Source organism: Streptomyces sp. NPDC014733 (assembly GCF_043083385.1).
In the GTDB taxonomy this organism is placed as follows: Bacteria; Actinomycetota; Actinomycetes; order Streptomycetales; family Streptomycetaceae; genus Streptomyces.
In genome coordinates this window covers 1-22,379 of the sequence record NZ_JBIBYO010000025.1, presented here as the reverse complement: position 1 = coordinate 22,379, position 22,379 = coordinate 1, and the positions used below count along the sequence as shown (strand labels likewise).

The window sequence follows — 22,379 nt, the reverse complement described above, 5'->3', positions numbered from 1 at the left end:
CATAGGGTCGCCCCATGCGCCGAGCAAAAATCGTTTGCACACTGGGACCGGCCACCGACACGTACGAGCAGATCAAAGCCCTCGTCGACGCCGGCATGGACATCGCACGCCTCAACCTCAGTCATGGCACCTACGCCGATCACGAGGCGCGTTACGCACGGGTCCGCGAGGCCGCCGAGGCGACCCACCGCAGCGTCGGCGTCCTCGCCGACCTTCAAGGCCCGAAGATCCGCCTGGGCCGCTTCCGTGAAGGGCCCGTACTTCTCGAACGCGGCGACGCGTTCGGCATCACCGTCGACCCCTCCGTGGAGGGCGACCGCCACCTCTGCTCCACCACCTACGACGGCCTCGCCGCCGACGTCACCACCGGCGAACGCATCCTCGTCGACGACGGCAAGGTCACCCTGGAGGTCACCGGCGTCGACGGGCCCCGCGTCCACACCCGGGTCATCGAGGGCGGCATGGTCTCCGACCACAAGGGCCTCAACCTCCCCGGTGTCGCCGTCTCCGTCCCCGCCCTGTCCGACAAGGACGAGGAGGATCTCCGCTGGGCGCTGCGCACCGGCGCCGACCTCATCGCCCTCTCCTTCGTCCGCAGCGGCCGCGACATCGAGGACGTCCACCGCATCATGCGCGAGGAGGGTCGCTTCCTCCCCGTCATCGCCAAGGTCGAGAAGCCGCAGGCGGTCGAGGTCATCGACGACATCGTCGCCGCCTTCGACGGCATCATGGTCGCGCGCGGCGACCTCGGCGTCGAAATGCCGCTGGAGGCCGTGCCGATCGTCCAGAAACGCGCCGTCAAGCTGGCCAAGCGCAACGCCAAGCCGGTCATCGTCGCCACCCAGATGCTCGACTCGATGATCGACAACTCCCGGCCCACCCGCGCCGAGGCGTCCGACGTCGCCAACGCCGTCATCGACGGCACGGACGCGGTGATGCTCTCCGGCGAGACGAGCGTGGGGAAGTACCCCGCAGAGACCGTCCGCACCATGAGCCGCATCGTGGAGGCGGCCGAGGAGGACATCCTCGCCAAGGGCCTGCCGCCGCTGACCGACCGCAGCAAGCCCCGCACCCAGGGCGGCGCCGTCGCCCGCGCGGCCGCCGAGATGGGTGACTTCCTCGGCGCGAAGTTCCTCGTCGCCTTCACGCAGTCCGGCGACACCGTCCGCCGCCTCTCCCGCTACCGTTCCCCCATCCCGCTGCTCGCCTTCACCCCCGACCCGGCGACCCGGTCGCAGCTCAACCTCACCTGGGGCGTGGAGACCTTCCTCGGTCCGATGGTCGACTCCACCGACGAGATGGTCGCGCAGGTCGACGAGCAGCTGCTGAAGATCGGCCGCTGCGAGCGGGGCGACCTGGTGATCATCACCGCCGGTTCGCCGCCCGGGGTCCCCGGCTCCACCAACCTCGTCCGTGTCCACCGCATCGGCGAGGACGACGGCGGGAGGTAGGGGCCCGCGGTTCCGCGGGAGGAAACAGCCGCCCGTGCACGGGCGTTGATGTCGGGCCGAGGTTCTGACTGCCGTTCCTGTCAGCGCTTCGGCCCTCTGCGTGCCGTCACCGGCAACGGGGCGCGTACACGGAGGTCATACGGAGCGGGGAGCGCCGGTGCCTTGAGAGGGGCGACGGGGCGCGATCACCATGACGGGTGAAGATCACCGATCGGCGGAGCGAGGTCTGGCCTTCGAAAGTGAGGCGAAGTGCCCTGGGTGGGATTCGAACCCACACTGTCGGTGGTTTGAGCACCGTCCCTCTAACCGGTTGGGGTACCAGGGCCTTGGGAATCGAAGGCTGAGAAGCCCCCGTCGTGCTCCCACCATACAGGAGCTGGGTAGGCTAAAGGGGCACCACCTGCCTGAACGAGGAGACCCGTGAGCGCCGCCGAGCCCGAGCAGCCCGCCGCCGATGACGACCGGTCGCACGTCCCCCCGCTGACCACGCGCGTCGTGATCGCCGAGGACGAGGCCCTCATCCGTCTCGACCTCAAAGAGATGCTGGAGGAGGAGGGCTACACCGTTGTCGGTGAGGCCGGTGACGGGCAGAAAGCCGTCGAGCTGGCCCGCGAGCACCGCCCCGATCTGGTCATCCTCGATGTGAAGATGCCGGTCCTGGACGGCATCTCCGCCGCCGAGCGCATCGCCGAGGAGAGCATCGCCCCCGTCCTGATGCTGACCGCCTTCTCCCAGCGCGAGCTGGTGGAGCGGGCGCGGGACGCGGGCGCGATGGCGTACCTCGTCAAGCCGTTCTCCAAGAGCGACGTCGTCCCGGCCATCGAGATGGCCGTCAGCCGCTTCACCGAGCTGAAGACGCTGGAGAAGGAGGTCGCCGACCTCACCCAGCGGCTGGAGACCCGCAAGCTGGTCGACCGCGCGAAGAGCATCCTGCAGACGCAGTACGGGCTGACCGAACCGGCCGCGTTCCGCTGGATCCAGAAGACGTCGATGGACCGCAGGCTCTCGATGCAGCAGGTCGCCGAGGCGGTCATCGAGGACGCCGAGGAGAAGAAGCAGAAGGAACAGAAGGACCAGCCGGGTCAGTAGCCCGCCGGTCCGCCCGGGTGGCCCCGTACCGCGTGCCGGTACGGGGCCGCACGTACATCCGGTGGGCGGCGCCGTGCCGTGCGGACGGCGGATCGGCGCCGCCGCCCGCACCGCACGACCGTCGGCTCAGCCGCGGTAGGCATCCGCGGGGGCGTCCCGGAGCATGCAGGTCAGGCGCGCGGTGCAGACCCGCTTGTCCGCCTCGTCGCTGATCACGACCTCGTACGTCGCGGTGGAGCGGCCCCGGTGCACCGGGGTGGCGACGCCGGTGACCAGGCCCGAGCGGACACCGCGGTGGTGGGTGCAGTTCAGGTCCACGCCGACGGCCAACTTGGACGGGCCGCCGTGCAGCATCGCACCGACCGACCCCAGCGTCTCCGCCAGCACCGCGGACGCACCGCCGTGCAGCAGCCCGTACGGCTGGGTGTTGCCCTCGACCGGCATGGTGCCGACGACGCGGTCCGGCCCTGCCGCCAGGACCTGCACGCCCATCCGGCTGCCGAGGTTCCCGGCCGAGAAGAGCGCCGGGAGGTCGAGGCCGAGCCCGGCCCACCGGTCGAGGACCTCCTGCGGAAACGTGGTGGTCTGCTGCGCGCCCAAGTGCTCGCTCCGTTCGCTCGCCCGTGCTCGTCGATGATCCGGATGTTCCTATCAGCCCGCCCCGGCGCCGCCGGGCCCGGGGTCACCCCGCGGCAGCCCCGTCGGCCCCGTCGTCCTGGGGCCGCTCCAGCCGGATCACCACGGACTTCGACGCCGGGGTGTTGCTGGTGTCGGCGGTGTGATCGAGCGGGACGAGGACATTGGTCTCGGGGTAGTACGCGGCCGCGCAGCCCCGCGCGGTCGGGTAGTGCACTACGCGGAACCCGGGCGCGCGCCGCTCGGTGCCGTCCGTCCACTCACTGACCAGATCGGCGTACGAGCCGTCGGCGAAGCCGTGCTCCCGGGCGTCCTCGGGGTGGAGCAGCACGACCCGGCGGCCGTTCTTGATGCCTCGGTAGCGGTCGTCGAGGCCGTAGATCGTGGTGTTGTACTGGTCGTGCGAGCGCAGCGTCTGGAGCAGCAACCGGCCCTCGGGGACGTGCGGATACTCCACGGGCGCGGCCGTGAAGTTGGCCTTCCCGGTGGCGGTGGGGAAGCTGCGGCTGTCCCGGGGGGCGTGCGGCAGCGTGAAGCCGCCGGGGCGGGCGACCTTGGCGTTGAAGTCCTCGAAGCCGGGGACGACCCGGGCGATGCGGTCCCGGATCGTCCCGTAGTCGCGGGCGAACTCCTCCCACGGCGTACGGCTCCGCCCGCCCAGGACACGGCGGGCCATCCGGGCCACGATCGCGGTCTCCGACAGCAGCTGCGGACCGGCCGGCGCCAGCCGCCCGCGGGAGGCGTGCACCATCCCCATGGAGTCCTCGACCGTCACGAACTGCTCCGCGCCGCCCTGCACATCGCGCTCCGTACGGCCCAGCGTCGGCAGGATCAGCGCCCGCGCGCCGGTGACCGCGTGCGAGCGGTTGAGCTTGGTGGAGACGTGCACCGTCAGCCGGGCGCGGCGCACCGCCGCCTCGGTGACGTCGGTGTCGGGGGTGGCGGAGACGAAGTTGCCGCCCATCGCGAAGAACACCTTGGCGTCGCCGTCACGCAGCGCCCGGATGGCCCGGACGACGTCGTAGCCGTGCTCCCGGGGCGGGGCGAACCCGAACTCCTTCTCCAGGGCGTCGAGGAACGCGGGCGCGGGCCGCTCGAAGATGCCCATGGTGCGGTCGCCCTGGACGTTGCTGTGCCCGCGCACCGGGCACACGCCGGCGCCGGGGCGGCCGATGTTGCCCTGCAGCAGCAGGAAGTTGACGACCTCCCGGATGGTGGGCACCGAGTGCTTGTGCTGCGTCAGGCCCATCGCCCAGCACACGATGGTGCGCCGCGAGGCGAGCACCATCTCCAGCGCCGCGTCGATCTCCTCCTGGCGCAGTCCGGTGGCGCGCAGCGTCTCCTCCGGGTCGGCCGCGCGCGCGGCGGCCGCGAATTCCTCGAAGCCGTGGGTGTGCGCGTCGATGAATTCCTGGTCGAGCGCGCCCTCGCGCTCCAGGACGCCGCGGCACAGGGCGCGGAAGAGCGCCTGGTCGCCGCCGATGCGCACCTGGAGGAAGAGATCGGTCAGCGCGGTGCCGCCACCGGCCAGACCGCGCGGCGTCTGCGGGTTCTTGAACCGCTCCAGACCGGCCTCGGGCAGCGGGTTGACGGAGATGATCCGCGCGCCCCGGGCCTTCGCCTTCTCCAGCGCGGTCAGCATCCGGGGGTGGTTGGTCCCCGGATTCTGCCCGGCGACGATGATCAGGTCGGCCTTGTAGAGGTCCTCCAGCAGCACGCTGCCCTTGCCGACGCCCAGCGTCTCGGTCAGTGCCGAGCCGGACGACTCGTGGCACATGTTGGAGCAGTCGGGGAGGTTGTTCGTGCCGAACTCGCGGGCGAACAGCTGGAAGAGGAAGGCTGCTTCGTTGCTGGTGCGGCCGGAGGTGTAGAAGACCGCCTCGTCGGGCGAGGCGAGGGCGGTCAGCTCCTCGCCGAGGATGTCGAAGGCGCGCTCCCACGAGACCGGCTCGTAGTGCTCGGCGCCCTCGGCGAGGTACATGGGGTGGGTCAGCCGGCCCTGCTGGCCGAGCCAGTAGCCGCTGCGTTCGGCGAGCTCCGCGACGGGGTGCGCGGCGAAGAACTCCGGGGTGACGCGGCGCAGCGTCGCCTCCTCCGCGACGGCCTTGGCGCCGTTCTCGCAGAACTCCGCGGTGTGCCGCTCCTCGCCCTCGGGCCAGGCGCAGCCGGGGCAGTCGAAGCCGCTCTTCTGATTGACACGCAGCAGCGTCAGCGCCGTCCGGCGCACACCCATCTGCTGCTGCGAGATGCGCAGTGCGTTGGTGATCGCCGGGATACCGACGGCGGAGTGCTCCGGCGCGCCGACCTCGGGCGCGTCCTGTACCGGATCGGATGCGGGCGGCTTGCCTGCCATGGCGCTCTCCCTTGAGCCGTGTGCCACCCGGCGCACGGGCCGGGCCGGATCGTTGCCGTGCACATCCGATCCTGTCATGGACCGCGGCGGGTGGGCAGGGGCCTGTGGACGGCGCCGCGGGGCCGGGACCGGGCCCTGTGGAAAACTCCGCGCCGCGGCCGTCACCTGCGTACGGACGGTCGCCAGCGGCCACCCACCGGCGCCGCGGCCGCCCCGGCCAGGCCCGCCGCTTCCCGCCGCGGCGGGGATTGTCGGTGGGGCGTGGCAGGATCGGGGGCGTGGCAGCAAAGGCAGCGAAGAAGAGCGAATCGACCGGCACCGCAGCGGCGGGGGACGACCGTCCCCGCCTGCTCCTGATGGACGGGCACTCCATGGCCTACCGGGCGTTCTTCGCCCTGCCCGTGGAGAATTTCACCACCGCCACGGGGCAACCGACCAACGCGATCTACGGCTTCGCGTCCATGCTCGCGAACACCCTGCGTGACGAGGCGCCCACCCATTTCGCGGTGGCCTTCGACGTCTCCCGCAAGACCTGGCGCTCCGAGGAGTTCCCCGACTACAAGGCGAACCGCTCCAAGACGCCCGACGAGTTCAAGGGCCAGGTCGAGCTGATCGGCGAGCTGCTGGACGCGATGCACGTCAAGCGCTTCGCCGTCGAGGGGTTCGAGGCCGACGACGTCATCGCCACGCTCACCCAGCAGGCCACCGCCGAGGGCTTCGCCGTCTCCATCGTCACCGGCGACCGCGACTCCTTCCAGCTCGTCTCCGACGACGTCACGGTCCTCTACCCCACCAAGGGCGTCTCCGAGCTGACCCGCTTCACCCCGGAGAAGGTGTTCGAGAAGTACGGCCTCACCCCGGCCCAGTACCCGGACTTCGCGGCGCTGCGCGGCGACCCGTCGGACAACCTCCCCGGCATCCCCGGCGTCGGCGAGAAGACCGCCGCGAAGTGGATCAACCAGTTCGGTTCCTTCGCCGAGCTGGTGGAGCGGGCCGAGGAGGTCAAGGGCAAGGCGGGCCAGAATTTCCGCGACCACCTGGAGTCCGTCAAGCTCAACCGCCGGCTGACGGAGATGATCCGCGACGTGGAGCTGCCCTGCGGCCCCGCCGCGCTGGTCCGCGAGGCGTATGACCGCGAGAAGCTCACCACGTTCCTCAACGGCCTGGAGATCCGTAACCAGGGCCTGCGCGACCGGCTGCACGCCGTCGACCCCGGCGCCGACCAGGGCGCCGATGAGGCCGCCGCGGCCCCCGGCGTCGAGGTCGACGGCACCGTCGCCGCCGCCGGTGAGCTGGCTCCCTGGCTCGCCGAGCACGGCACCGCCCCGCTGGGCGTCTCCACCGTCGACGTCTGGTCCCTGGGCAGCGGCAGCGTCGCCGAGATCGCGCTGGCCACCGCCGGCGGACCGGCGATCTGGTTCGACCCGGCGCAGCTCGACGAGGCCGACGAGCAGGCCTTCGCCGCCTGGAGCGCCGCCGCCGACCGCCCCAAGGTCATGCACAACGCCAAGGGCCTGATGCGGGTCTTCGGCGAGCACGGCTGGCAGATCGACGGGGTGACGATGGACACCGCGCTCGCCGCCTACCTCGTCAAGCCCGGCCGCCGCTCCTTCGCCCTCGACGCCCTCTCGATCGAATACCTCGGCCGCGATCTCGCCCCGGCCGCCGAGGCGGGCGGCCAGCTGGCCTTCGGCGCCGACGAGGAGGCCGAGGCCGACGCGCTGATGGCCAAGGCCCGGACGGTGCTGGATCTCGGCGCCGCCTTCGAGACCCGCCTCACGGAGGTCGGCGCCGCCGAGCTGCTGCGCGACGTCGAGCTGCCCACCAGCGCCCTGCTGGCCCGTATGGAGCGCGACGGCATCGCCGCCGACCGCGGCTGGCTGGAGCGGCTGGAGCAGCAGTTCGCCGGGGCGGTGCAGCAGGCCGTCCAGGAGGCGCACGCCGCGGCGGGGCACGAGTTCAATCTCGGCTCGCCCAAGCAGCTCCAGGAAGTCCTCTTCGGCGAGCTGGGCCTGCCCAAGACGAAGAAGACCAAGACCGGCTACACCACCGACGCCGACGCCCTCGCCTGGCTCGCCGCCCAGACCGAGAACGAACTTCCGGTGATCATGCTGCGCCACCGCGAGCAGTCCAAGCTGCGCGCCACGGTCGAGGGCCTGATCAAGACCATCGCTGCGGACGGCCGCATCCACACCACCTTCAACCAGACCGTCGCGGCCACCGGCCGGCTCTCCTCGACCGACCCCAACCTCCAGAACATCCCGGTCCGCACCGACGAGGGCCGCGCCATCCGCCGCAGCTTCGTCGTCGGCGAGGGGTACGACACCCTGCTGACCGCCGACTACAGCCAGATCGAGCTGCGGGTGATGGCACACCTCTCCGAGGACGAGGGCCTGATCGAGGCGTTCACCTCCGGCGAGGACCTGCACACCACCGTCGCCTCGCACGTCTTCTCCGTCGCCAAGGACGAGGTCGACCCGGAGATGCGCCGCAAGATCAAGGCGATGTCCTACGGTCTGGCGTACGGCCTGTCGGCGTTCGGCCTCTCGCAGCAGCTGGGCATCCAGCCGGACGAGGCCCGCAAGCTGATGGACAACTTCTTCGAGCGGTTCGGCGGCGTGCGGGACTACCTCCAGCGCGTGGTGGAGGAGGCCCGCGCCACGGGCTACACCGAGACGATCCTCGGCCGCCGCCGCTACCTCCCCGACCTCAACAGCGACAACCGCCAGCGCCGCGAGATGGCCGAGCGGATGGCGCTCAACGCCCCGATCCAGGGCACCGCCGCCGACATCGTCAAGATCGCGATGCTGAAGGTCGACGAGGCGCTGCGGGCGGCGGGGCTGACGTCCCGGATGCTGCTCCAGGTGCACGACGAAATCGTGGTCGAGGTGGCCCCCGGCGAGCGCAAGCAGGTCGAGGAGGTGCTCCGCCGCGAGATGGCCGACGCGGTCGATCTCCGTGCCCCGCTGGACGTCTCCATCGGTGTGGGCACGGACTGGGAGTCGGCCGCACACTGACGGACCGCCGGCCGCGGGCACCGTTCCCGCGGCCGGCGGACCCGTATGCCCCTCCGGGGCGGCGTCGTCCCCCGGCGCCGCCTCCCTCAGCAGCGGCGGATGCGGCCGGTGCGCAGGGCGGGGGCTCCGGCCGGGTGGCGCCGCGCCTCACCGGATCGCACAACTCCGGCCCCCGCACCAGCACTTCAGGCGGACGGCCCCGTCCGCTCGGGCATCTGCCCTGCCGCCGGGGGCAGTTCACCGCCGCCCCGGCCCGGCGGCCACTCCAGCGGGGCACCCCGGTGTACAGGACCGTGGATTTCCGCGGCAATCCGGCAACGGCCGGAGAATTTCTGGAACCCCCCGCCCGTGACACCCGTCCTGTTCTGCAGGTGCGATACCTACGCGCCGTGCCGGCGGGTGAGGATTCATCCGGCCCGCCGGCACTCTTGCGGACTCCGGGGACGAACATGCAGGAAGTCATCCGATACATCGAAGAGCAGCGCAAGCGGTACGAGGATCACGACTTTTTCGTCCGGCTGCTGGCCGACAAAACACTGTCCGGGGACAAACGTCTCGCCTGGGCTCCGAGCGTCGTGCCGTTCATCATGGGCTATTCCGACCTGAACAAGTACGTCTTCCGCAAGGACCACGAGGCGGGTGCGCTCGACCCTCTGCAGGAACTGCTCAACGCCCATACCTACGAGGAGGACTTCCACTGGCAGTGGATGCTCACGGACCTCGCCAAGCTCGGGGCGGACGGCCGCATGTCGCTGTCCGACGCGTCGCGGGTGCTGTGGGGAGCGGACTTCCAGCACTCCCGGCGCCTCTGCCTCGGGCTGGCCGAGATGGCCGCCGACGCGCCGACGTACGCCGTTTTCGCGATGGTCGAATCCATCGAAGCCGTTTCTGTGACGATCTTCGAGCACTGCCAGGGAATTACGCTGCGGAGCGGCGAGGAATGTGATTTCTTCGGCACTCCGCATTACCTTGCGGAGGCGTCGCACAGCATCAAATCTCCGGAGGTCGAGAATTCCGACCTTCCGCTGCTCGATGCCGCACAGCGTGAGCGGGCGAGGCTCATCGTGGACCGCACTTTCTCCCTGTTCGACGACTGGTCCACCGCCCTGCTGGATTTCGCGCTCAAGAACGACGGGTACCAAAGCACCTACGAGCGAATGATCCATGACAGCAAGCATTCCTCCCCGATATCGGTACCGGTCCCGTGACGAGCCGGTCGGGGGTCACGTATTTCCACTCCGAGGAAGGTGACGGTCCCGCAGGTGCGTGACCGCCCGCTCGGAAGGCGACGGAGAAGCTCCTCGCGGACCGGCGGACACGGCACGACGGACGCGCACTCCGCCGACCGCGGCGCGTGCACGACTCCGCGGCCGACGGGTCATGAGTCCGCTGCGCGGCGGAACCGCTGCGGCCCCGGGGCCGTGCGCCGTGTGCGTACGGCCCCGGGGCCTGCCCGCTGCCGGCGGAAGAGGTCCGGGCGCGGCCCGTGTGCCTCTAGTCCGGTGGCCGCCCCGGAGATCCGGACCGCGCGGGGGAGGGGGCGGAGCGTCACCGCCGGCCCCCTCGGGCATCGGAGGGGCGGCCGTGCCGTGTCCGCGAGTGAACGAGGCGTGTATTTTCCCGACCGATACGGTTCACGATCTCGGCCGATGATGGCGGTAGATGTGCGTCTTCAGGTGTCGTAGTGTCGCGTGCGTCGGCGCGCAACGGAGCACGCAACGGCGGCTCCGGCGCGGCGGTTCACCGCGGAGGAGGAGGCACGCATGGCAGCCACGTTCGGGCGACGGCTCCGCCGAGGGGCCGGGTCGGCCGCTGTCGCAGCCCTGGTGGTGGCCGCGCTGACGGCCTCTCAGGCGCCGGGCGCCATCGACCGCGCGCGGGCGGCACCGGACCGCGCCCCCCGGCCGCCCGCCGACTCCGGCGTCGACGGCGACTCGCCCTACTACACGGATCTGCCGCCCCTCAACAGCCCCGTACCGCCCGGCGGTTCACGGAAGAAGCCCGGTGCTCCGGTCGCCATCGGGCCCGCCGAGGCCGGGATCCCCGCCACCGTGCTCGCCGCGTACCGGAAGGCGGAGGCGAGCATCGCCGCCGACGACCCCGGCTGCCGGCTGCCGTGGCAACTGCTCGCCGCGATCGGCAAGGTGGAATCCGGCCAGGCGCGCGGCGGTGCCGTCGACGCCGAGGGCACCACCCTGCGCCCCATCCTCGGGCCCCAGCTCAACGGCAACGGCTTCGCCCGTATCACCGACACGGACCAGGGGCGTTACGACGGCGACCGCACCCACGACCGCGCCGTGGGCCCGATGCAGTTCATCCCGTCGACCTGGTCCCAGGGCGGCCCGGACGGCACTGGATGGGGCGCCGACGGCAACGGCGATGGCAAGAAGGACCCCAACAACATCTTCGACGCCGCACTCGCCGCCGGCCACTACCTCTGCGGCGCCGACCGCGACCTCTCCCTCGCCCGCGACCTGGACCGCGCCGTCCTCAGCTACAACCACTCCGAGGATTATCTGCGCACCGTCCTGTCCTGGTACGCCTTCTACCGCAAGGGCACCCACGAGGTCCCGGACGGTACGGGCGTCCTGCCCGTCCACCGCCGCGGCGGCACCTCCGGCGGCACCGTCACCCGCGGCGGGAGCGCACCGGTGAAGCCCGGCCGCACACCGGACGACGCCGCGAAGGGTCCCGGCAAGAACACCGGCAAGGAGCACGAGGAGAGCGGCCCGGGCGGGGGAGCGGGCACCGGCGGCCCCTCTTCGGGCGGCACAGGCTCGACCGGCGGAACCGGCGGCACAGGTTCCACCGGCGGAACCGGCGGAACCGGCGGAACCGGAGGTACCGGCGACACCGGCACCGGTGGCGGCGGCACCCCGCCCCCCACCGACCCGACCGATCCCACCGAACCCACCACCCCCGCGCCCCTCACCGTCCTCGAACGGACCGGCGACAAGGACCTCACCGCCACCACGGGCAACACCTTCACCACCCCGCCCCAGGTGCGCGCCAAGGACGGCGCGGGCAAACCCGTCGCCGGCGCCCCCGTACGCTTCGCGATCACCGGCACCACCGACGCCCGCTTCCCGGACGACGCCACCACCGTCACCGTCACCACCGGCAAGGACGGCCTGGCCACCGCCCCGGCGCTGCGCGCGGGCACGACCACCGGCACCTTCACCGTCCGCGCCACCGCCGTCGGCCGCACCGTCCCGCCCATCGACTTCGCCGCCACCGTCGAGGCGCCGCCCGCTCCCAAGGCCGACACCCTCACCCGCACCTCGGACGAGGAACTGACCGTGACCGCGGGCGACAGCTACGCCGCCGACCGCATCGAGATCAAGGCCGCCTTCCAGGGCGAGGCCGCCGCGGGTGTCCCGGTCACCGCCACCATGGTCACCGGCGACCCCGACCACCCGGTCCCGAACACCGCCGGACCGTCCTTCACCGACCCGCAGGCCATCGGCGCGGCCACCGACACCCCGCAGCGCACCCTCACCGACCTCACCACCGACGCCCACGGCCTGCTGAAACTCCCGGAGATCTTCACCGACGCCGACCACCCCGGCACCTACCGGCTCCGCCTCACCACCGCCGACGGCGCCGCCCTCACCCTCGAACTCGAGGTCACCACGCCCGCCGCCTGACCGCCGCCACACCACCGCCGCCCCGCCCGCACCGGGCAGGGCGGCGGTGTCACGTGTTCTCATCTCGGCCGCCCGTTGCTACGGTGCCCCCTCCCTGACGAAGCATCAGCTCTCCGGGAGCCGCCCATGCGCGCCCTCACCGCAGCCGCCGCCGGCCTCGCCGCCGCGCTCCTCCTCGTCTTCACCGTCACGGCGATCGGCGCCCCCGACGGCACCACCTCCCCCGAGCCGCTGCGGACCACCGTCCCCGCACACCCCTGACGGCGAGGACGCCGCACACCCCGCAAGGGAAGGGACGCACCGCCATGCGCCGCAAAGCCAGCCTGATACTCCTCGCCGTCGCGGTCTTCTGCACCGCGCTCTCCCCGCTGCTGCGCTGGTACGCCTTCCCGCGCCTCGCGAAGGTCCCGCCCAGCCAGTACCAGGACACCGTCCTCGTCGCCGAGCCCGCCACCCTCGTCGACTACTCCACCATGAAGGCCAAGAAGGTCCCCCGGCTCACCGTCGTCCAGACCCTCAAGGGCAACGTCGCCGCCGCCGACCGCATCGAACGGACCGCCGACCGCGACGTCGTCGTCTGGGACGCGCTCACCTACGTCGCCGGGCCCGACGGCAAAATGGTCTCCCAGATCCCCGAGCGCTACATCTTCGACGCCCACAGCCAGGAACCGGTCCACGCCACCGGCGAGAGCGTCGACGGCGACGCCGTGCGCCGCGACGGCATCGAGTACAAATGGCCGTTCCTCGTCGAGAAGCGCGACTACTCCTACTACGACCCGCAGACCCGCGCCGCCGCCCCCATCCACTACAAGGGCACCCGCACCTTCCACGGCCTGGAGGTCTACTACTTCGAGCAGACCATCCCCTGGACCAAGGTCCCGCTGCCCAAGAAGCTGCCGGTCAAGGGCATCACCGCGGACTCCGTCCGCAAGATGGGCACCACCCGCTGGTACACCACCAAGCGCATGTTCTGGGTCGATCCCGTCACCGGCGCCCCCGTCAACGGCGAGGAGATCCACCAGGAGGAGCTGCGCGGCGGCGACCTCCTCCCCGGTGGCGGCAAGGTCACGGCCTTCGCCGGACACGTCAAGATGCGCCCCGACTACGTCGACGCCGTCGTCGCCCTCGTCTCCTCCCAGCGCACCCTGGTCCTGCTCCTCACCAGCTACCTCCCCTGGGGCTTCCTCACCCTCGGCATCGCACTCCTCGCCCTCAGCCTCACCCTGGAGGCCCGCGCCCGCCGCCCCCGCCCAACCGGTCCGGCCCCCGCCGCACGGCCCGTTGTCAGTGGCGGACCGTAAGGTGACCACAGAGCTGAACGAGCCCCCGGCGCCTACACGTTGACCCGACCACCAGGACCCGCGCCTCCTCGGACCCGACCGCCCGTGCCCCGCCCCGTCACACCCCGCCCCCTCCCGGCCCTCAGCCCCGTTCCCTCTTCAACCGCGCCGTCGTGTACCGCGTCGGCTCCGCCGCCGACGGATCCTCGGGCCACGGATGCTTCGGATACCGCCCCCGCAGCTCCGCCCGCACGGACCGGTACCCCTCCCGCCAGAAGGAGGCCAGATCCGCCGTCACCGCCGCCGGACGTCCGGCGGGGGAGAGCAGATGGACGAGGACCGGCACCCGCCCGTCCGCCACCCGTGGCGACTCCTGCTGCCCGAACATCTCCTGCACCTTCACCGCCAGCACCGGCTGCGCACCGCTGTAGTCGACCCGCACCCGTGAACCGCTCGGCACCTCGATGCGCTCCGGCGCCAGCTCGTCGAAGCGCACCGCCGCACCCGAAGCCCACGGCAGCAGCCGCCCCAGCGCCGCCCCGGCGTCGACCCGCTCCAGATCAGCCCGCCGCCGCGCCCGGTCCAACTCCACCCCCAGCCACTCCCCGGCCCGCTCCAGCAGCGCCGCATCCGACACATCCGGCCACGGCTCCCCCAACTCCCCGTGGAGAAAGGCCATCCGCTGCCGCAACGCCACCGCCCCCGCCGACCAGCGCAACAGCCCGACACCCTCCCGCCGCAGCCCCTCCGCCACCGCCACGCGCACCGCTCCCGCGTCCGGCGCCGGGAGCGGACGCGCCACCAGCTCGATCGCCCCCAGCCGCGCCACCTCCCGCGCCACGACATCGCCGTCCGCCCACCGGACCTCCGCGCCCCGCGAGTGCAGCGCCCCGGCCGCCGCGACCGCCGTCGCCTCGTCGATCACCGCCGCCAGCCGCACCCGCGCGGACGCCGCCGCCACCGGACGGTCCGCCACCGCGACCGCCAGCCACCGCGCCTCCCGCAACCGCGAACCGGCCTCGGCCGTCTCCGCGCGTGTCCCCGACGCCATCAGAAAACTCCCGGCGCCCCGCGCCCGCGCCACCCGCTCCGGGAACGCCAACGCCGCCACCAGTCCGGCCACCGCGTCGTCGTCCCCGCCACCGGAGCGCCCGGAGACGCCCGCGGCCCCCGCCTCCGTGTCCGCGGCACCCTCCGGCCCGAGCCCCGTCACCGCCGACGCCAGCCGACGGGCCTCCTGCCGCCACCGTCCGGCATACGCGTCGCCGCCCCGCCGCGCCTGCCGCCACGCGGCGGCCAGATCGTCCCCGTACGACCGCGGCGGCTCCTCGCTCAGCAGCGCCACCACCTCGGCCGCCGGCCGCACCCCCACCTCCCGCGCGCCGTCCAGCAACGCCCGTGCCAACCGCGGATGCACCCCAAGGCGCGCCAGCCGCCGCCCCCGCTCCGTCACCCGGCCGTCCGCGTCCACCGCACCGACCGCGCCCAGCACCTCCCGCGCCGCCGCCATCGCCCCCGCGGGCGGCGCGTCCAGCAACGCCAGACCCGCCGCCGACGGATCGCCCCAGCACGCCACCTGCAACGCGAACGCCGACAGCTCCGCCACCTTGATCTCCGGGTCGGGAAACCGCGGCAATCGCCCGTCCTCCCCCTCCGACCAGCAGCGATACACCGCCCCCGGCGCCTCACGCCCGGCCCGCCCGGCCCGCTGCCGGGCCGCCGCCCGCGACGCCCGCACCGTCACCAGCGCCCCGAGACCCCGCGCATGATCCGTCCGCGGCACCCGCGCCAGCCCGCAGTCCACCACCACCCGGACCCCCGGCACCGTCAGACTGGACTCCGCGACCGCCGTCGCCAGCACCACCCGGCGCACCCCGTCACCACCGGCCAGCACCGCATCCTGCACCTCCGCCGGAGCCCGCCCGTGGACCTGCAGCACCTCCGCGTCCACCCCGGCCAGCAGCCCCGCGACCCGTCCGATCTCCCCGGCGCCCGGCAGAAAACACAGCACATCGCCGGACCGCTCCCGCAGCGCCCGCCGCACCACCCCCGCCACATGCGTCAGCAGCGCCGGATCCACCCGCATCCCGTGCGCCGGCCGCACCGGCCGCTCCGGCGGCGCCCACACCACCTCCACCTCGTGGGAGGTGCCCTCCGCCGTCACCACCGGAGCCGGCCCCTCCGCGCCACCCAGCAGCGCCGCCCACCCCACCGCGTCCGTCGTCGCCGACGCCGCCACCAACCGCAGCTCCGGCCGCAGCGCCGCCCGCACGTCCAGCAGGAACGCCGCCGCCGTGTCCGCGTCCAGATGCCGCTCATGACACTCGTCGAGCATCACCACGTCGACGCCCGCCAGCTCCGGATCTCGCTGCAACCGCTGCAACAGCACCCCGGTCGTCACCACCTCCACGGCCGTACGCGGCCCCACCCGCCGCTCCCCGCGCACCGTGAACCCCACCCGTTCGCCGACGCGCTCCCCCAGCAGCCACGCCATCCGCCGCGCCGCCGCCCGCGCCGCGATCCGCCGCGGCTCCGCCACCAGCACCCGCCGCTCCGGGCCACGCCCCACGAGCCCCGCCAGCTCCAGCGGCACCAGCGTCGTCTTGCCCGTACCGGGCGGCGCGCACAGCACCGCGCTCCCCGGCCCGTCCAGGGCCTCACGCAGCGCGGGCAGCGCGGAACGGGCGGGCAGCAGACTCAGTACGTCGTCGCGGATCACCCGCCCAGTCTGCCGCCCCGCCACCAGGACGGGCCGCCCCGTCAGCGCCGCGGACTCACTCCGCCACGCACACGAAGATCGCCGTCCCCGGGATCAGATACCCGCGCAACGGCGACCAGCCGCCCCATTCCTGCGTGTTCTCGTCCGGCCACTCCGGCTCCACCAGATCCACCAGCCGGAACCCGGCCGCGACCACGTCCCGCACCCGGTCACCCACCGTCCGGTGATGCTCGACGTAGACCGCGCGCCCGCTCTCGTCCTGCTCCACGTACGGCGTCCGGTCGAAGTACGACGCCGCCACCGACAGTCCCTCGGGCCCCGGCTCGTCCGGGAACGCCCAGCGAATCGGATGGGTCACCGAGAACACGAACCGCCCGCCCGGCCGCAGCACCCGCCGCACCTCGCGCAGCACCCGCACCGGATCGGCGACGAACGGAATCGCGCCATACGCGGAACACGCCATGTCGAACGCGCCGTCCCGGAACGGCAGGACCCCCGCGTCCGCCTCCACCAGCTCCACACCGCCGGCGGAAGTGCCGTCCGCCGCGTCCCCGATCCGCAACGCGTGCTGCAACTGCCGGTGCGAGAGATCCAGGGCGACCGGGTGTGCCCCCTGCGCCGCCAGCCAGCGCGCACACTGCGCCGCGCCCGCCCCGATCTCCAGGATCCGCAGGCCCTTCAGTCCCTCGGCCGGACCGAGCAGCCCGGCGCGCTCCTCGTCCAGCCCCTCCGGTCCCCAGACGAACCGGTCGTCCCCGAGGAACGCGCCGTGCTCGCTCTGGTACTCGTCGGCGTTCCGGTCCCACCAGCCGCGGCTGGCCTGGCTGCTTTCCGTTGCCGAGGCATGACGTCGGGTCGCCTCCGGCTCGTACTCTTGGTTCATCGCGCCCGTCGTCGTAGTCTTCGCTGAGCTTGCAGCAGTAGGGACGGCGAGGCCCCTTCGGGCCCCGCGGAACATCACGCGTGCCGGTAATCGGGCGGTCTGCCCTGGGTGTGCGGCTTCGCGCATTGACCCTGCCCGGCTGCCCCCGTATGCTACAAGTTGCGCTGCGGGCTTGTGCGCCTCAGACGGAGCAGGTCGCGCTCGCATCTGTATGTATGTCCCCTCGGTTTTCGAGGCGTTTCGGTTGGCTCCGTTCTGTGCGGGGCTTCCAGGGAAACGCCTTTGACGCTGTCCGGCTTGTGCAGAAGCGATAACGGCTCTCGGCGTAGCAGTACCTACGACTTCAATGTCCGTACCGGAGCCCTTTCCCACATGACGAGCAGCACCGAGACCACCGCCACCACCCCGCAGGTTGCGGTCAACGACATCGGTAACGAGGAAGCCTTCCTCGCCGCGATCGACGAGACGATCAAGTACTTCAACGACGGCGACATCGTCGACGGCGTCATCGTGAAGGTCGACCGGGACGAGGTCCTGCTCGACATCGGTTACAAGACCGAAGGCGTGATCCCCAGCCGCGAGCTGTCGATCAAGCACGACGTCGACCCCAACGAGGTCGTCGCCGTCGGTGACGAGATCGAGGCCCTGGTTCTCCAGAAGGAGGACAAGGAAGGCCGCCTCATCCTGTCCAAGAAGCGCGCTCAGTACGAGCGTGCCTGGGGCACGATCGAGAAGATCAAGGAAGAGGACGGGATCGTCACCGGTACCGTCATCGAGGTCGTCAAGGGTGGTCTCATCCTCGACATCGGCCTCCGTGGCTTCCTCCCGGCCTCCCTGGTCGAGATGCGCCGCGTCCGCGACCTCCAGCCCTACGTGGGCAAGGAGCTCGAGGCCAAGATCATCGAGCTGGACAAGAACCGCAACAACGTGGTCCTGTCCCGCCGTGCCTGGCTGGAGCAGACCCAGAGCGAGGTCCGCCAGACCTTCCTCACCACCCTCCAGAAGGGCCAGGTGCGCTCCGGCGTCGTCTCCTCCATCGTCAACTTCGGTGCCTTCGTGGACCTGGGCGGCGTCGACGGTCTCGTCCACGTCTCCGAGCTGTCCTGGAAGCACATCGACCACCCCTCCGAGGTCGTCGAGGTCGGCCAGGAGGTCACGGTCGAGGTCCTCGACGTCGACATGGACCGCGAGCGCGTCTCCCTGTCGCTCAAGGCGACCCAGGAAGACCCGTGGCAGCAGTTCGCCCGGACCCACCAGATCGGTCAGGTCGTCCCGGGTAAGGTCACCAAGCTCGTTCCGTTCGGTGCGTTCGTCCGCGTCGACGAGGGCATCGAGGGCCTGGTCCACATCTCCGAGCTGGCCGAGCGCCACGTGGAGATCCCGGAGCAGGTCGTCCAGGTCAACGACGAGATCTTCGTCAAGGTCATCGACATCGACCTGGAGCGTCGCCGGATCTCGCTGTCGCTGAAGCAGGCCAACGAGTCCTTCGGCGCCGACCCGATGGCGGTCGAGTTCGACCCGACCCTGTACGGCATGGCCGCGTCCTACGACGACCAGGGCAACTACATCTACCCCGAGGGCTTCGACCCGGAGACCAACGACTGGCTGGAGGGCTACGAGGCCCAGCGCGAGGCCTGGGAGAACCAGTACGCCGAGGCCCAGCAGCGCTTCGAGCAGCACCAGGCGCAGGTCGTCAAGTCCCGCGAGGCCGACGAGCAGGCTGCGGCCGAGGGCGCTGCGGCCCCGGCGGCCGGTGGCGGCAACGCCGGTGGCGGCAACGCCGGCGGCGGCTCGTACTCCTCGGAGTCGGCGGACAACTCCGGCGCCCTGGCGTCGGACGAGGCCCTGGCCGCGCTCCGTGAGAAGCTGGCCGGCGGCCAGAGCTGAAAAGCTCCCCGCTAGGCACTAGCCGATAGGCGAAGGCCCGCCCCCTCTCGGGGCGGGCCTTCGTCGTTCCCGGGACCGACCGGTGACGGTGCCCAGCGCCCGTGCGCCGCTCGCCAGAGAACGTCGCGACCATGGCCCGGCGCCGCCGTCAGCGGACGGTCCTCGTGGGGCGTCAGCCCACCGGAATACCCGGATTGGCGACGCCCCGCCCACCGGTCACGGTGTTGTCACCCGCGATCGTCACCGGGCACTTCTTCGCGTCGTAGTTCGTGATGTTGAAGCCGTAGCGGCCCTCCCCGGAGGCGCCGCTCAGGTCGGACTTGTTGCCCTTGAAGATCGTGCCGCATCCCCAGCCGGACTCCTGGGAGTGCGTCTCGTAGCCGTTGTTGCTGGTGCGCCGACCGGTGTTCTTCTCGACCAGAACGTCGTTGCCCTTCACGTCGACCCAGGAGTCGTCGAAGTTCGCACCGGTCAGCCCGCTGCCGTCGAAGGTGTTGCCGGCGATCTTCGTCCCCGTCGTCCCTTCCTTCACGTCGACGTTCTCGCCGCCGACGCCCGGACCGATGGTGTTGCCGAGGATCTGCACATGGTCACTGTGATCGTCCGTGCCGCCCGCGCTACCGACGTACACGCCCTCGCCCATTCCGCTGCCGCCCTTGCCGGTGTCGCGGATCGTCGAGTTCTTGATGACCCCATTCTTGCTGGACTGACGGAAGTGGACGCCCTCCATGTCCAGATCGTGCACGGTCACCGAGTCGATCACGACGCCGTCCGCGCCGTCCACCATGATGCCCTTCTGCCCGCCGGTGACGGTGATGCCCTTGATCGTCCAGTACGAGGCGCCGTTCAGATGCAGGCCGTAACCGCCGCCGGCGGTGAGGATCGCCTTGGACGATCCGGTGAGCGTGATCCGCGATCCCGAACTGCCCGCGATCGACGTCTTGAAGTTGCCTTTGTACGTACCGTCGGCGAGCTGGATGGTGTCGCCGGGCTCCGCATCCGCCAGGGCGGACTTGAGCTGCGACGCGTTCGAGACGTCGATCGCGCGGGTGGGGTCGGCGGCGGGCGAACCCGCCGGGGAGGCGCCCGCAGTGCCGGTCAGGGCCGCGCCGGCGGCCAGCGCCAAGGCGGCCGAAGTGGCGAGGAGGGGTCCGGTGCGCATTCATCTGCCTTTCCGTATATGAACGTGGGGCGGAAATGTGAATCGCGAGGGTGGTCGAGAAGCTAGGGGCGCCAGAGTTGGAGCGTCAAGGGTCCTGCAAGGACATGAACAAGGACAGCATTCAGAAGAGTGAACAGCTGGTGATGTGCGGGTGCACATGTGGCCTCCCGCCGTGCCCCATGGCTCAGCGGGTGCGCCGTCTCCTCGGGGAGAGCGGATTCCGGACCGCACCTGACCCGGCCGACCGTGTAGCTTCCCTGGCCGGGGCCCCGGATGCCCGGGCACCGCAGCGCTGCGGTCCGACGGTTCGGACGGGCGGTCCCGCCATGACACGCCGACCGGGAAATCCTGGCCGGATGCTGTCGGGCCCGCGATCACAAACGGGAATGTGGCATCCCGGCCGGATGTTGTCCCGGACGGACATACAAAGGAGCGGACACTGTGTTGGATCCCCAGGGGTTGTACGAATGGGAGCCGAGCGGGCTCGCAGAGGTGGAAGCCATCGCCGCCGAGGACTCCGCCGGACTGGTGCTGCTGTACCACTTCGACGGCTACATCGACGCAGGTGAAACCGGCGACCAGATCGTCGAACGGTTGCTGGAGGACCTGCCGCACCGCGTCGTCGCCCGCTTCGACCACGACCGGCTCATCGACTACCGCGCCCGTCGCCCCCTGCTGACCTTCGACCGCCACCGCTGGACGGACTACGAAACGCCCCGTATCGAACTGCGGCTCGTCGAGGACACCACGGGCGCGCCCTTCCTGCTGCTGTCCGGGCCCGAACCCGACGTCGAATGGGAGCGGTTCGCCGCCGCCGTCCGGCAGATGGTGGAACGCCTCGGCGTGCGACTCTCCGTCAATTTCCACGGCATCCCGATGGGCGTCCCGCACACCCGCCCCGTCGGCATCACCCCGCACGGCAACCGCACCGACCTCATGCCCGGCCACACCGACGTCTTCGAAGAGGCAAAAGTCCCCGGCAGCGCCGAAGCCCTGGTCGAATTCCGGCTCGCCGAAGCGGGACACGACGTGCTCGGTGTCGCCGCGCACGTACCGCACTACATCGCCCGGTCGCCCTACCCGGACGCCGCACTCACCGCGCTGGAAGCCGTCACCGCCGCCACCGGCCTGGTCCTGCCCGGCGCCGCGCACTCCCTGCGCACCGAGGCGCTCCGCACCCAGGAAGAGATCGAACGGCAGATCTCCGAGGGAGACGAAGAACTGGTCGCCCTGGTCAGCGGGTTGGAGCACCAGTACGACGCAGTGGCGGGCGCGGAGACCCGCGGCAACCTCGTGGCGGAAGCGATCGACCTGCCGTCCGCAGAGGAGATCGGCAACGAACTCGAACGCTTCCTGGCGGAACGCGAGGCGGACGGCGGAACCGCCTGACACCGCTGTGTACGGAGCTGGGGCGCGCTGAGCCGCGCACCTCCGGCCGACCGCCGCGGCCTCGGATCCCGGTGGCCCCCGGCGGGGCGGCAGGGCCTGCGTATAGCGTGGGCCCATGGTGAAGGTCGGACTGACAGGCGGAATCGGCGCCGGTAAAAGCGAAGTCTCGCGGCTACTGGCCTCCTACGGCGCGGTGATCGTGGACGCCGACAAGATCGCGCGCGAAGTCGTCGCACCGGGCACACCCGGACTGGCGGCGGTCGTGGCAGAGTTCGGCGACGGCGTACTCACGGAGGACGGAGCCCTCGACCGCCCCAAGCTCGGCAGCATCGTCTTCTCCGACCCCGCCAAACTGCAGGCTCTCAATGCCATCGTCCACCCGCTCGTCGGAGCCCGCTCTGCCGAACTGGAAGCCTCGGCCGGGCCCGACGCCGTCGTCATCCACGATGTACCGCTGCTCACCGAGAACGGCCTGGCCCCCCTCTACGACCTGGTCGTCGTCGTCGACGCGGCCCCCGCAACCCAGTTGGACCGGCTGGTGCGCCTGCGGGGCATGTCCGAGGACGAGGCGAAGGCCCGCATGTCCGCCCAGGCCACCCGCGAACAACGGCTCGCAGTTGCCGATGTCGTGATTGACAACGACGGACCGCTCGATGCGCTGGAGCGGCAGGTCCGGGAGGTTTGGGGGAGGTTGGGGGAGGGGGGGAGGGCCTGACTTCGGGGGGCTCCCCCCCCCCCCCCCCCCCCCCCCCCCCCCCCCCCCCCCCCCCCCCCCCCCCCCCCCCCGGGGGGGGGGGGGGGCCCCCCCCCCCCCCCCCCCCGGGGGGCCCGGCCCTGGGCCGGGGGGGCGCCCCATAAAAACCGGG

General features: G+C 71.7%; 15 protein-coding genes and 1 tRNA gene. 10 read left to right on the top strand and 6 right to left on the bottom strand.

All coding sequences use genetic code 11. The features are described 5' to 3' along the window. Nucleotides 1-14: 14 nt before the first annotated feature. A complete protein-coding gene (gene pyk, locus ACF1BH_RS30370) occupies nt 15-1,451 on the top strand; it encodes a pyruvate kinase (protein WP_391647627.1) in 1,437 nt (478 codons plus the stop codon). Between the two features lie 250 nt (nt 1,452-1,701). Here pyk and ACF1BH_RS30365 read toward each other — a convergent pair. Continuing rightward, nucleotides 1,702-1,776, bottom strand: a tRNA-Leu gene (locus ACF1BH_RS30365). Nucleotides 1,777-1,871: 95 nt separating this feature from the next. On the opposite strand from ACF1BH_RS30365, the gene ACF1BH_RS30360 reads away from it, so the two are divergent. Then, nucleotides 1,872-2,540, top strand: coding sequence for a response regulator (locus ACF1BH_RS30360; RefSeq protein WP_345083031.1), 669 nt, complete (start codon nt 1,872-1,874; stop codon nt 2,538-2,540). A gap of 126 nt (nt 2,541-2,666) precedes the next feature. Here ACF1BH_RS30360 and ACF1BH_RS30355 read toward each other — a convergent pair whose 3' ends face one another. Together ACF1BH_RS30355 and ACF1BH_RS30350 are read right to left on the bottom strand one after the other, a co-directional pair. After that, nucleotides 2,667-3,140 carry a PaaI family thioesterase gene (locus ACF1BH_RS30355; RefSeq protein WP_391647626.1) on the bottom strand — a complete coding sequence of 158 codons (474 nt, stop codon included), beginning with the start codon at nt 3,138-3,140 and terminating at the stop codon, nt 2,667-2,669. Nucleotides 3,141-3,222: 82 nt separating this feature from the next. Then, nucleotides 3,223-5,529, bottom strand: coding sequence for an FdhF/YdeP family oxidoreductase (locus ACF1BH_RS30350; protein ID WP_391647625.1), 2,307 nt, complete (start codon nt 5,527-5,529; stop codon nt 3,223-3,225). Between the two features lie 278 nt (nt 5,530-5,807). Between ACF1BH_RS30350 and polA the strand changes: the two genes are divergently transcribed. The 5 genes from polA (at nt 5,808) to ACF1BH_RS30325 (ending at nt 13,494) form a co-directional block, all read left to right on the top strand. Continuing rightward, on the top strand, nt 5,808-8,546 hold the full coding sequence (gene polA / locus ACF1BH_RS30345; protein WP_391647623.1) for a DNA polymerase I: 2,739 nt from the start codon (nt 5,808-5,810) through the stop codon (nt 8,544-8,546). Nucleotides 8,547-8,995: 449 nt separating this feature from the next. Continuing rightward, the gene (locus ACF1BH_RS30340; RefSeq protein ID WP_391647622.1) at nt 8,996-9,754 is read left to right on the top strand and encodes a hypothetical protein; all 759 of its coding nucleotides are present in this window, start codon (nt 8,996-8,998) and stop codon (nt 9,752-9,754) included. Between the two features lie 555 nt (nt 9,755-10,309). Then, nucleotides 10,310-12,193 carry a lytic transglycosylase gene (locus ACF1BH_RS30335; RefSeq protein WP_391647621.1) on the top strand — a complete coding sequence of 628 codons (1,884 nt, stop codon included), beginning with the start codon at nt 10,310-10,312 and terminating at the stop codon, nt 12,191-12,193. A gap of 126 nt (nt 12,194-12,319) precedes the next feature. Beyond that, on the top strand, nt 12,320-12,454 hold the full coding sequence (locus tag ACF1BH_RS30330; RefSeq protein ID WP_391647620.1) for an SPW_0924 family protein: 135 nt from the start codon (nt 12,320-12,322) through the stop codon (nt 12,452-12,454). Between the two features lie 44 nt (nt 12,455-12,498). Next, on the top strand, nt 12,499-13,494 hold the full coding sequence (locus ACF1BH_RS30325; RefSeq protein ID WP_391647619.1) for a DUF3068 domain-containing protein: 996 nt from the start codon (nt 12,499-12,501) through the stop codon (nt 13,492-13,494). 121 nt (nt 13,495-13,615) lie between these two features. On the opposite strand, the gene hrpB is transcribed toward ACF1BH_RS30325, so the two are convergent. Together hrpB and ACF1BH_RS30315 are read right to left on the bottom strand one after the other, a co-directional pair. Further along, nucleotides 13,616-16,192 carry an ATP-dependent helicase HrpB gene (gene hrpB / locus ACF1BH_RS30320; protein ID WP_391647618.1) on the bottom strand — a complete coding sequence of 859 codons (2,577 nt, stop codon included), beginning with the start codon at nt 16,190-16,192 and terminating at the stop codon, nt 13,616-13,618. A 55-nt stretch (nt 16,193-16,247) separates the two neighbouring features. Beyond that, nucleotides 16,248-17,075 carry a class I SAM-dependent methyltransferase gene (locus ACF1BH_RS30315; protein WP_391647617.1) on the bottom strand — a complete coding sequence of 276 codons (828 nt, stop codon included), beginning with the start codon at nt 17,073-17,075 and terminating at the stop codon, nt 16,248-16,250. Nucleotides 17,076-17,447: 372 nt separating this feature from the next. Here ACF1BH_RS30315 and rpsA point away from each other — a divergent pair, with 372 nt between their 5' ends. After that, complete coding sequence (gene rpsA, locus ACF1BH_RS30310) at nt 17,448-18,962, top strand: 30S ribosomal protein S1 (RefSeq protein WP_391647616.1); 1,515 nt, start codon at nt 17,448-17,450, stop codon at nt 18,960-18,962. Nucleotides 18,963-19,134: 172 nt separating this feature from the next. Here the strand turns inward: rpsA and ACF1BH_RS30305 are convergent, their stop codons facing one another. Continuing rightward, nucleotides 19,135-20,124, bottom strand: a complete 990-nt coding sequence (locus ACF1BH_RS30305) for a right-handed parallel beta-helix repeat-containing protein (RefSeq protein WP_391647614.1) — start codon at nt 20,122-20,124, stop codon at nt 19,135-19,137. Between the two features lie 441 nt (nt 20,125-20,565). Here ACF1BH_RS30305 and ACF1BH_RS30300 point away from each other — a divergent pair, with 441 nt between their 5' ends. Next, a complete protein-coding gene (locus ACF1BH_RS30300) occupies nt 20,566-21,513 on the top strand; it encodes a PAC2 family protein (RefSeq protein ID WP_391647613.1) in 948 nt (315 codons plus the stop codon). A 115-nt stretch (nt 21,514-21,628) separates the two neighbouring features. Further along, nucleotides 21,629-22,228 (top strand): dephospho-CoA kinase, encoded by a 600-nt coding sequence (gene coaE / locus ACF1BH_RS30295; RefSeq protein WP_391647612.1) that lies wholly within the window; start codon nt 21,629-21,631, stop codon nt 22,226-22,228. The last annotated feature ends 151 nt before the right edge of the window (nt 22,229-22,379 follow it).

Coding starts and splice junctions, on each gene's coding strand:
- pyk (WP_391647627.1), top strand. CDS start 15: ATGCGCCGAGCAAAAATCGTTTGCACACTGGGACCGGCCACCGACACG.
- ACF1BH_RS30350 (WP_391647625.1), bottom strand. CDS start 5,529: ATGGCAGGCAAGCCGCCCGCATCCGATCCGGTACAGGACGCGCCCGAG.
- ACF1BH_RS30340 (WP_391647622.1), top strand. CDS start 8,996: ATGCAGGAAGTCATCCGATACATCGAAGAGCAGCGCAAGCGGTACGAG.
- ACF1BH_RS30335 (WP_391647621.1), top strand. CDS start 10,310: ATGGCAGCCACGTTCGGGCGACGGCTCCGCCGAGGGGCCGGGTCGGCC.
- ACF1BH_RS30330 (WP_391647620.1), top strand. CDS start 12,320: ATGCGCGCCCTCACCGCAGCCGCCGCCGGCCTCGCCGCCGCGCTCCTC.
- ACF1BH_RS30325 (WP_391647619.1), top strand. CDS start 12,499: ATGCGCCGCAAAGCCAGCCTGATACTCCTCGCCGTCGCGGTCTTCTGC.
- ACF1BH_RS30315 (WP_391647617.1), bottom strand. CDS start 17,075: ATGAACCAAGAGTACGAGCCGGAGGCGACCCGACGTCATGCCTCGGCA.
- rpsA (WP_391647616.1), top strand. CDS start 17,448: ATGACGAGCAGCACCGAGACCACCGCCACCACCCCGCAGGTTGCGGTC.
- ACF1BH_RS30305 (WP_391647614.1), bottom strand. CDS start 20,124: ATGCGCACCGGACCCCTCCTCGCCACTTCGGCCGCCTTGGCGCTGGCC.
- coaE (WP_391647612.1), top strand. CDS start 21,629: ATGGTGAAGGTCGGACTGACAGGCGGAATCGGCGCCGGTAAAAGCGAA.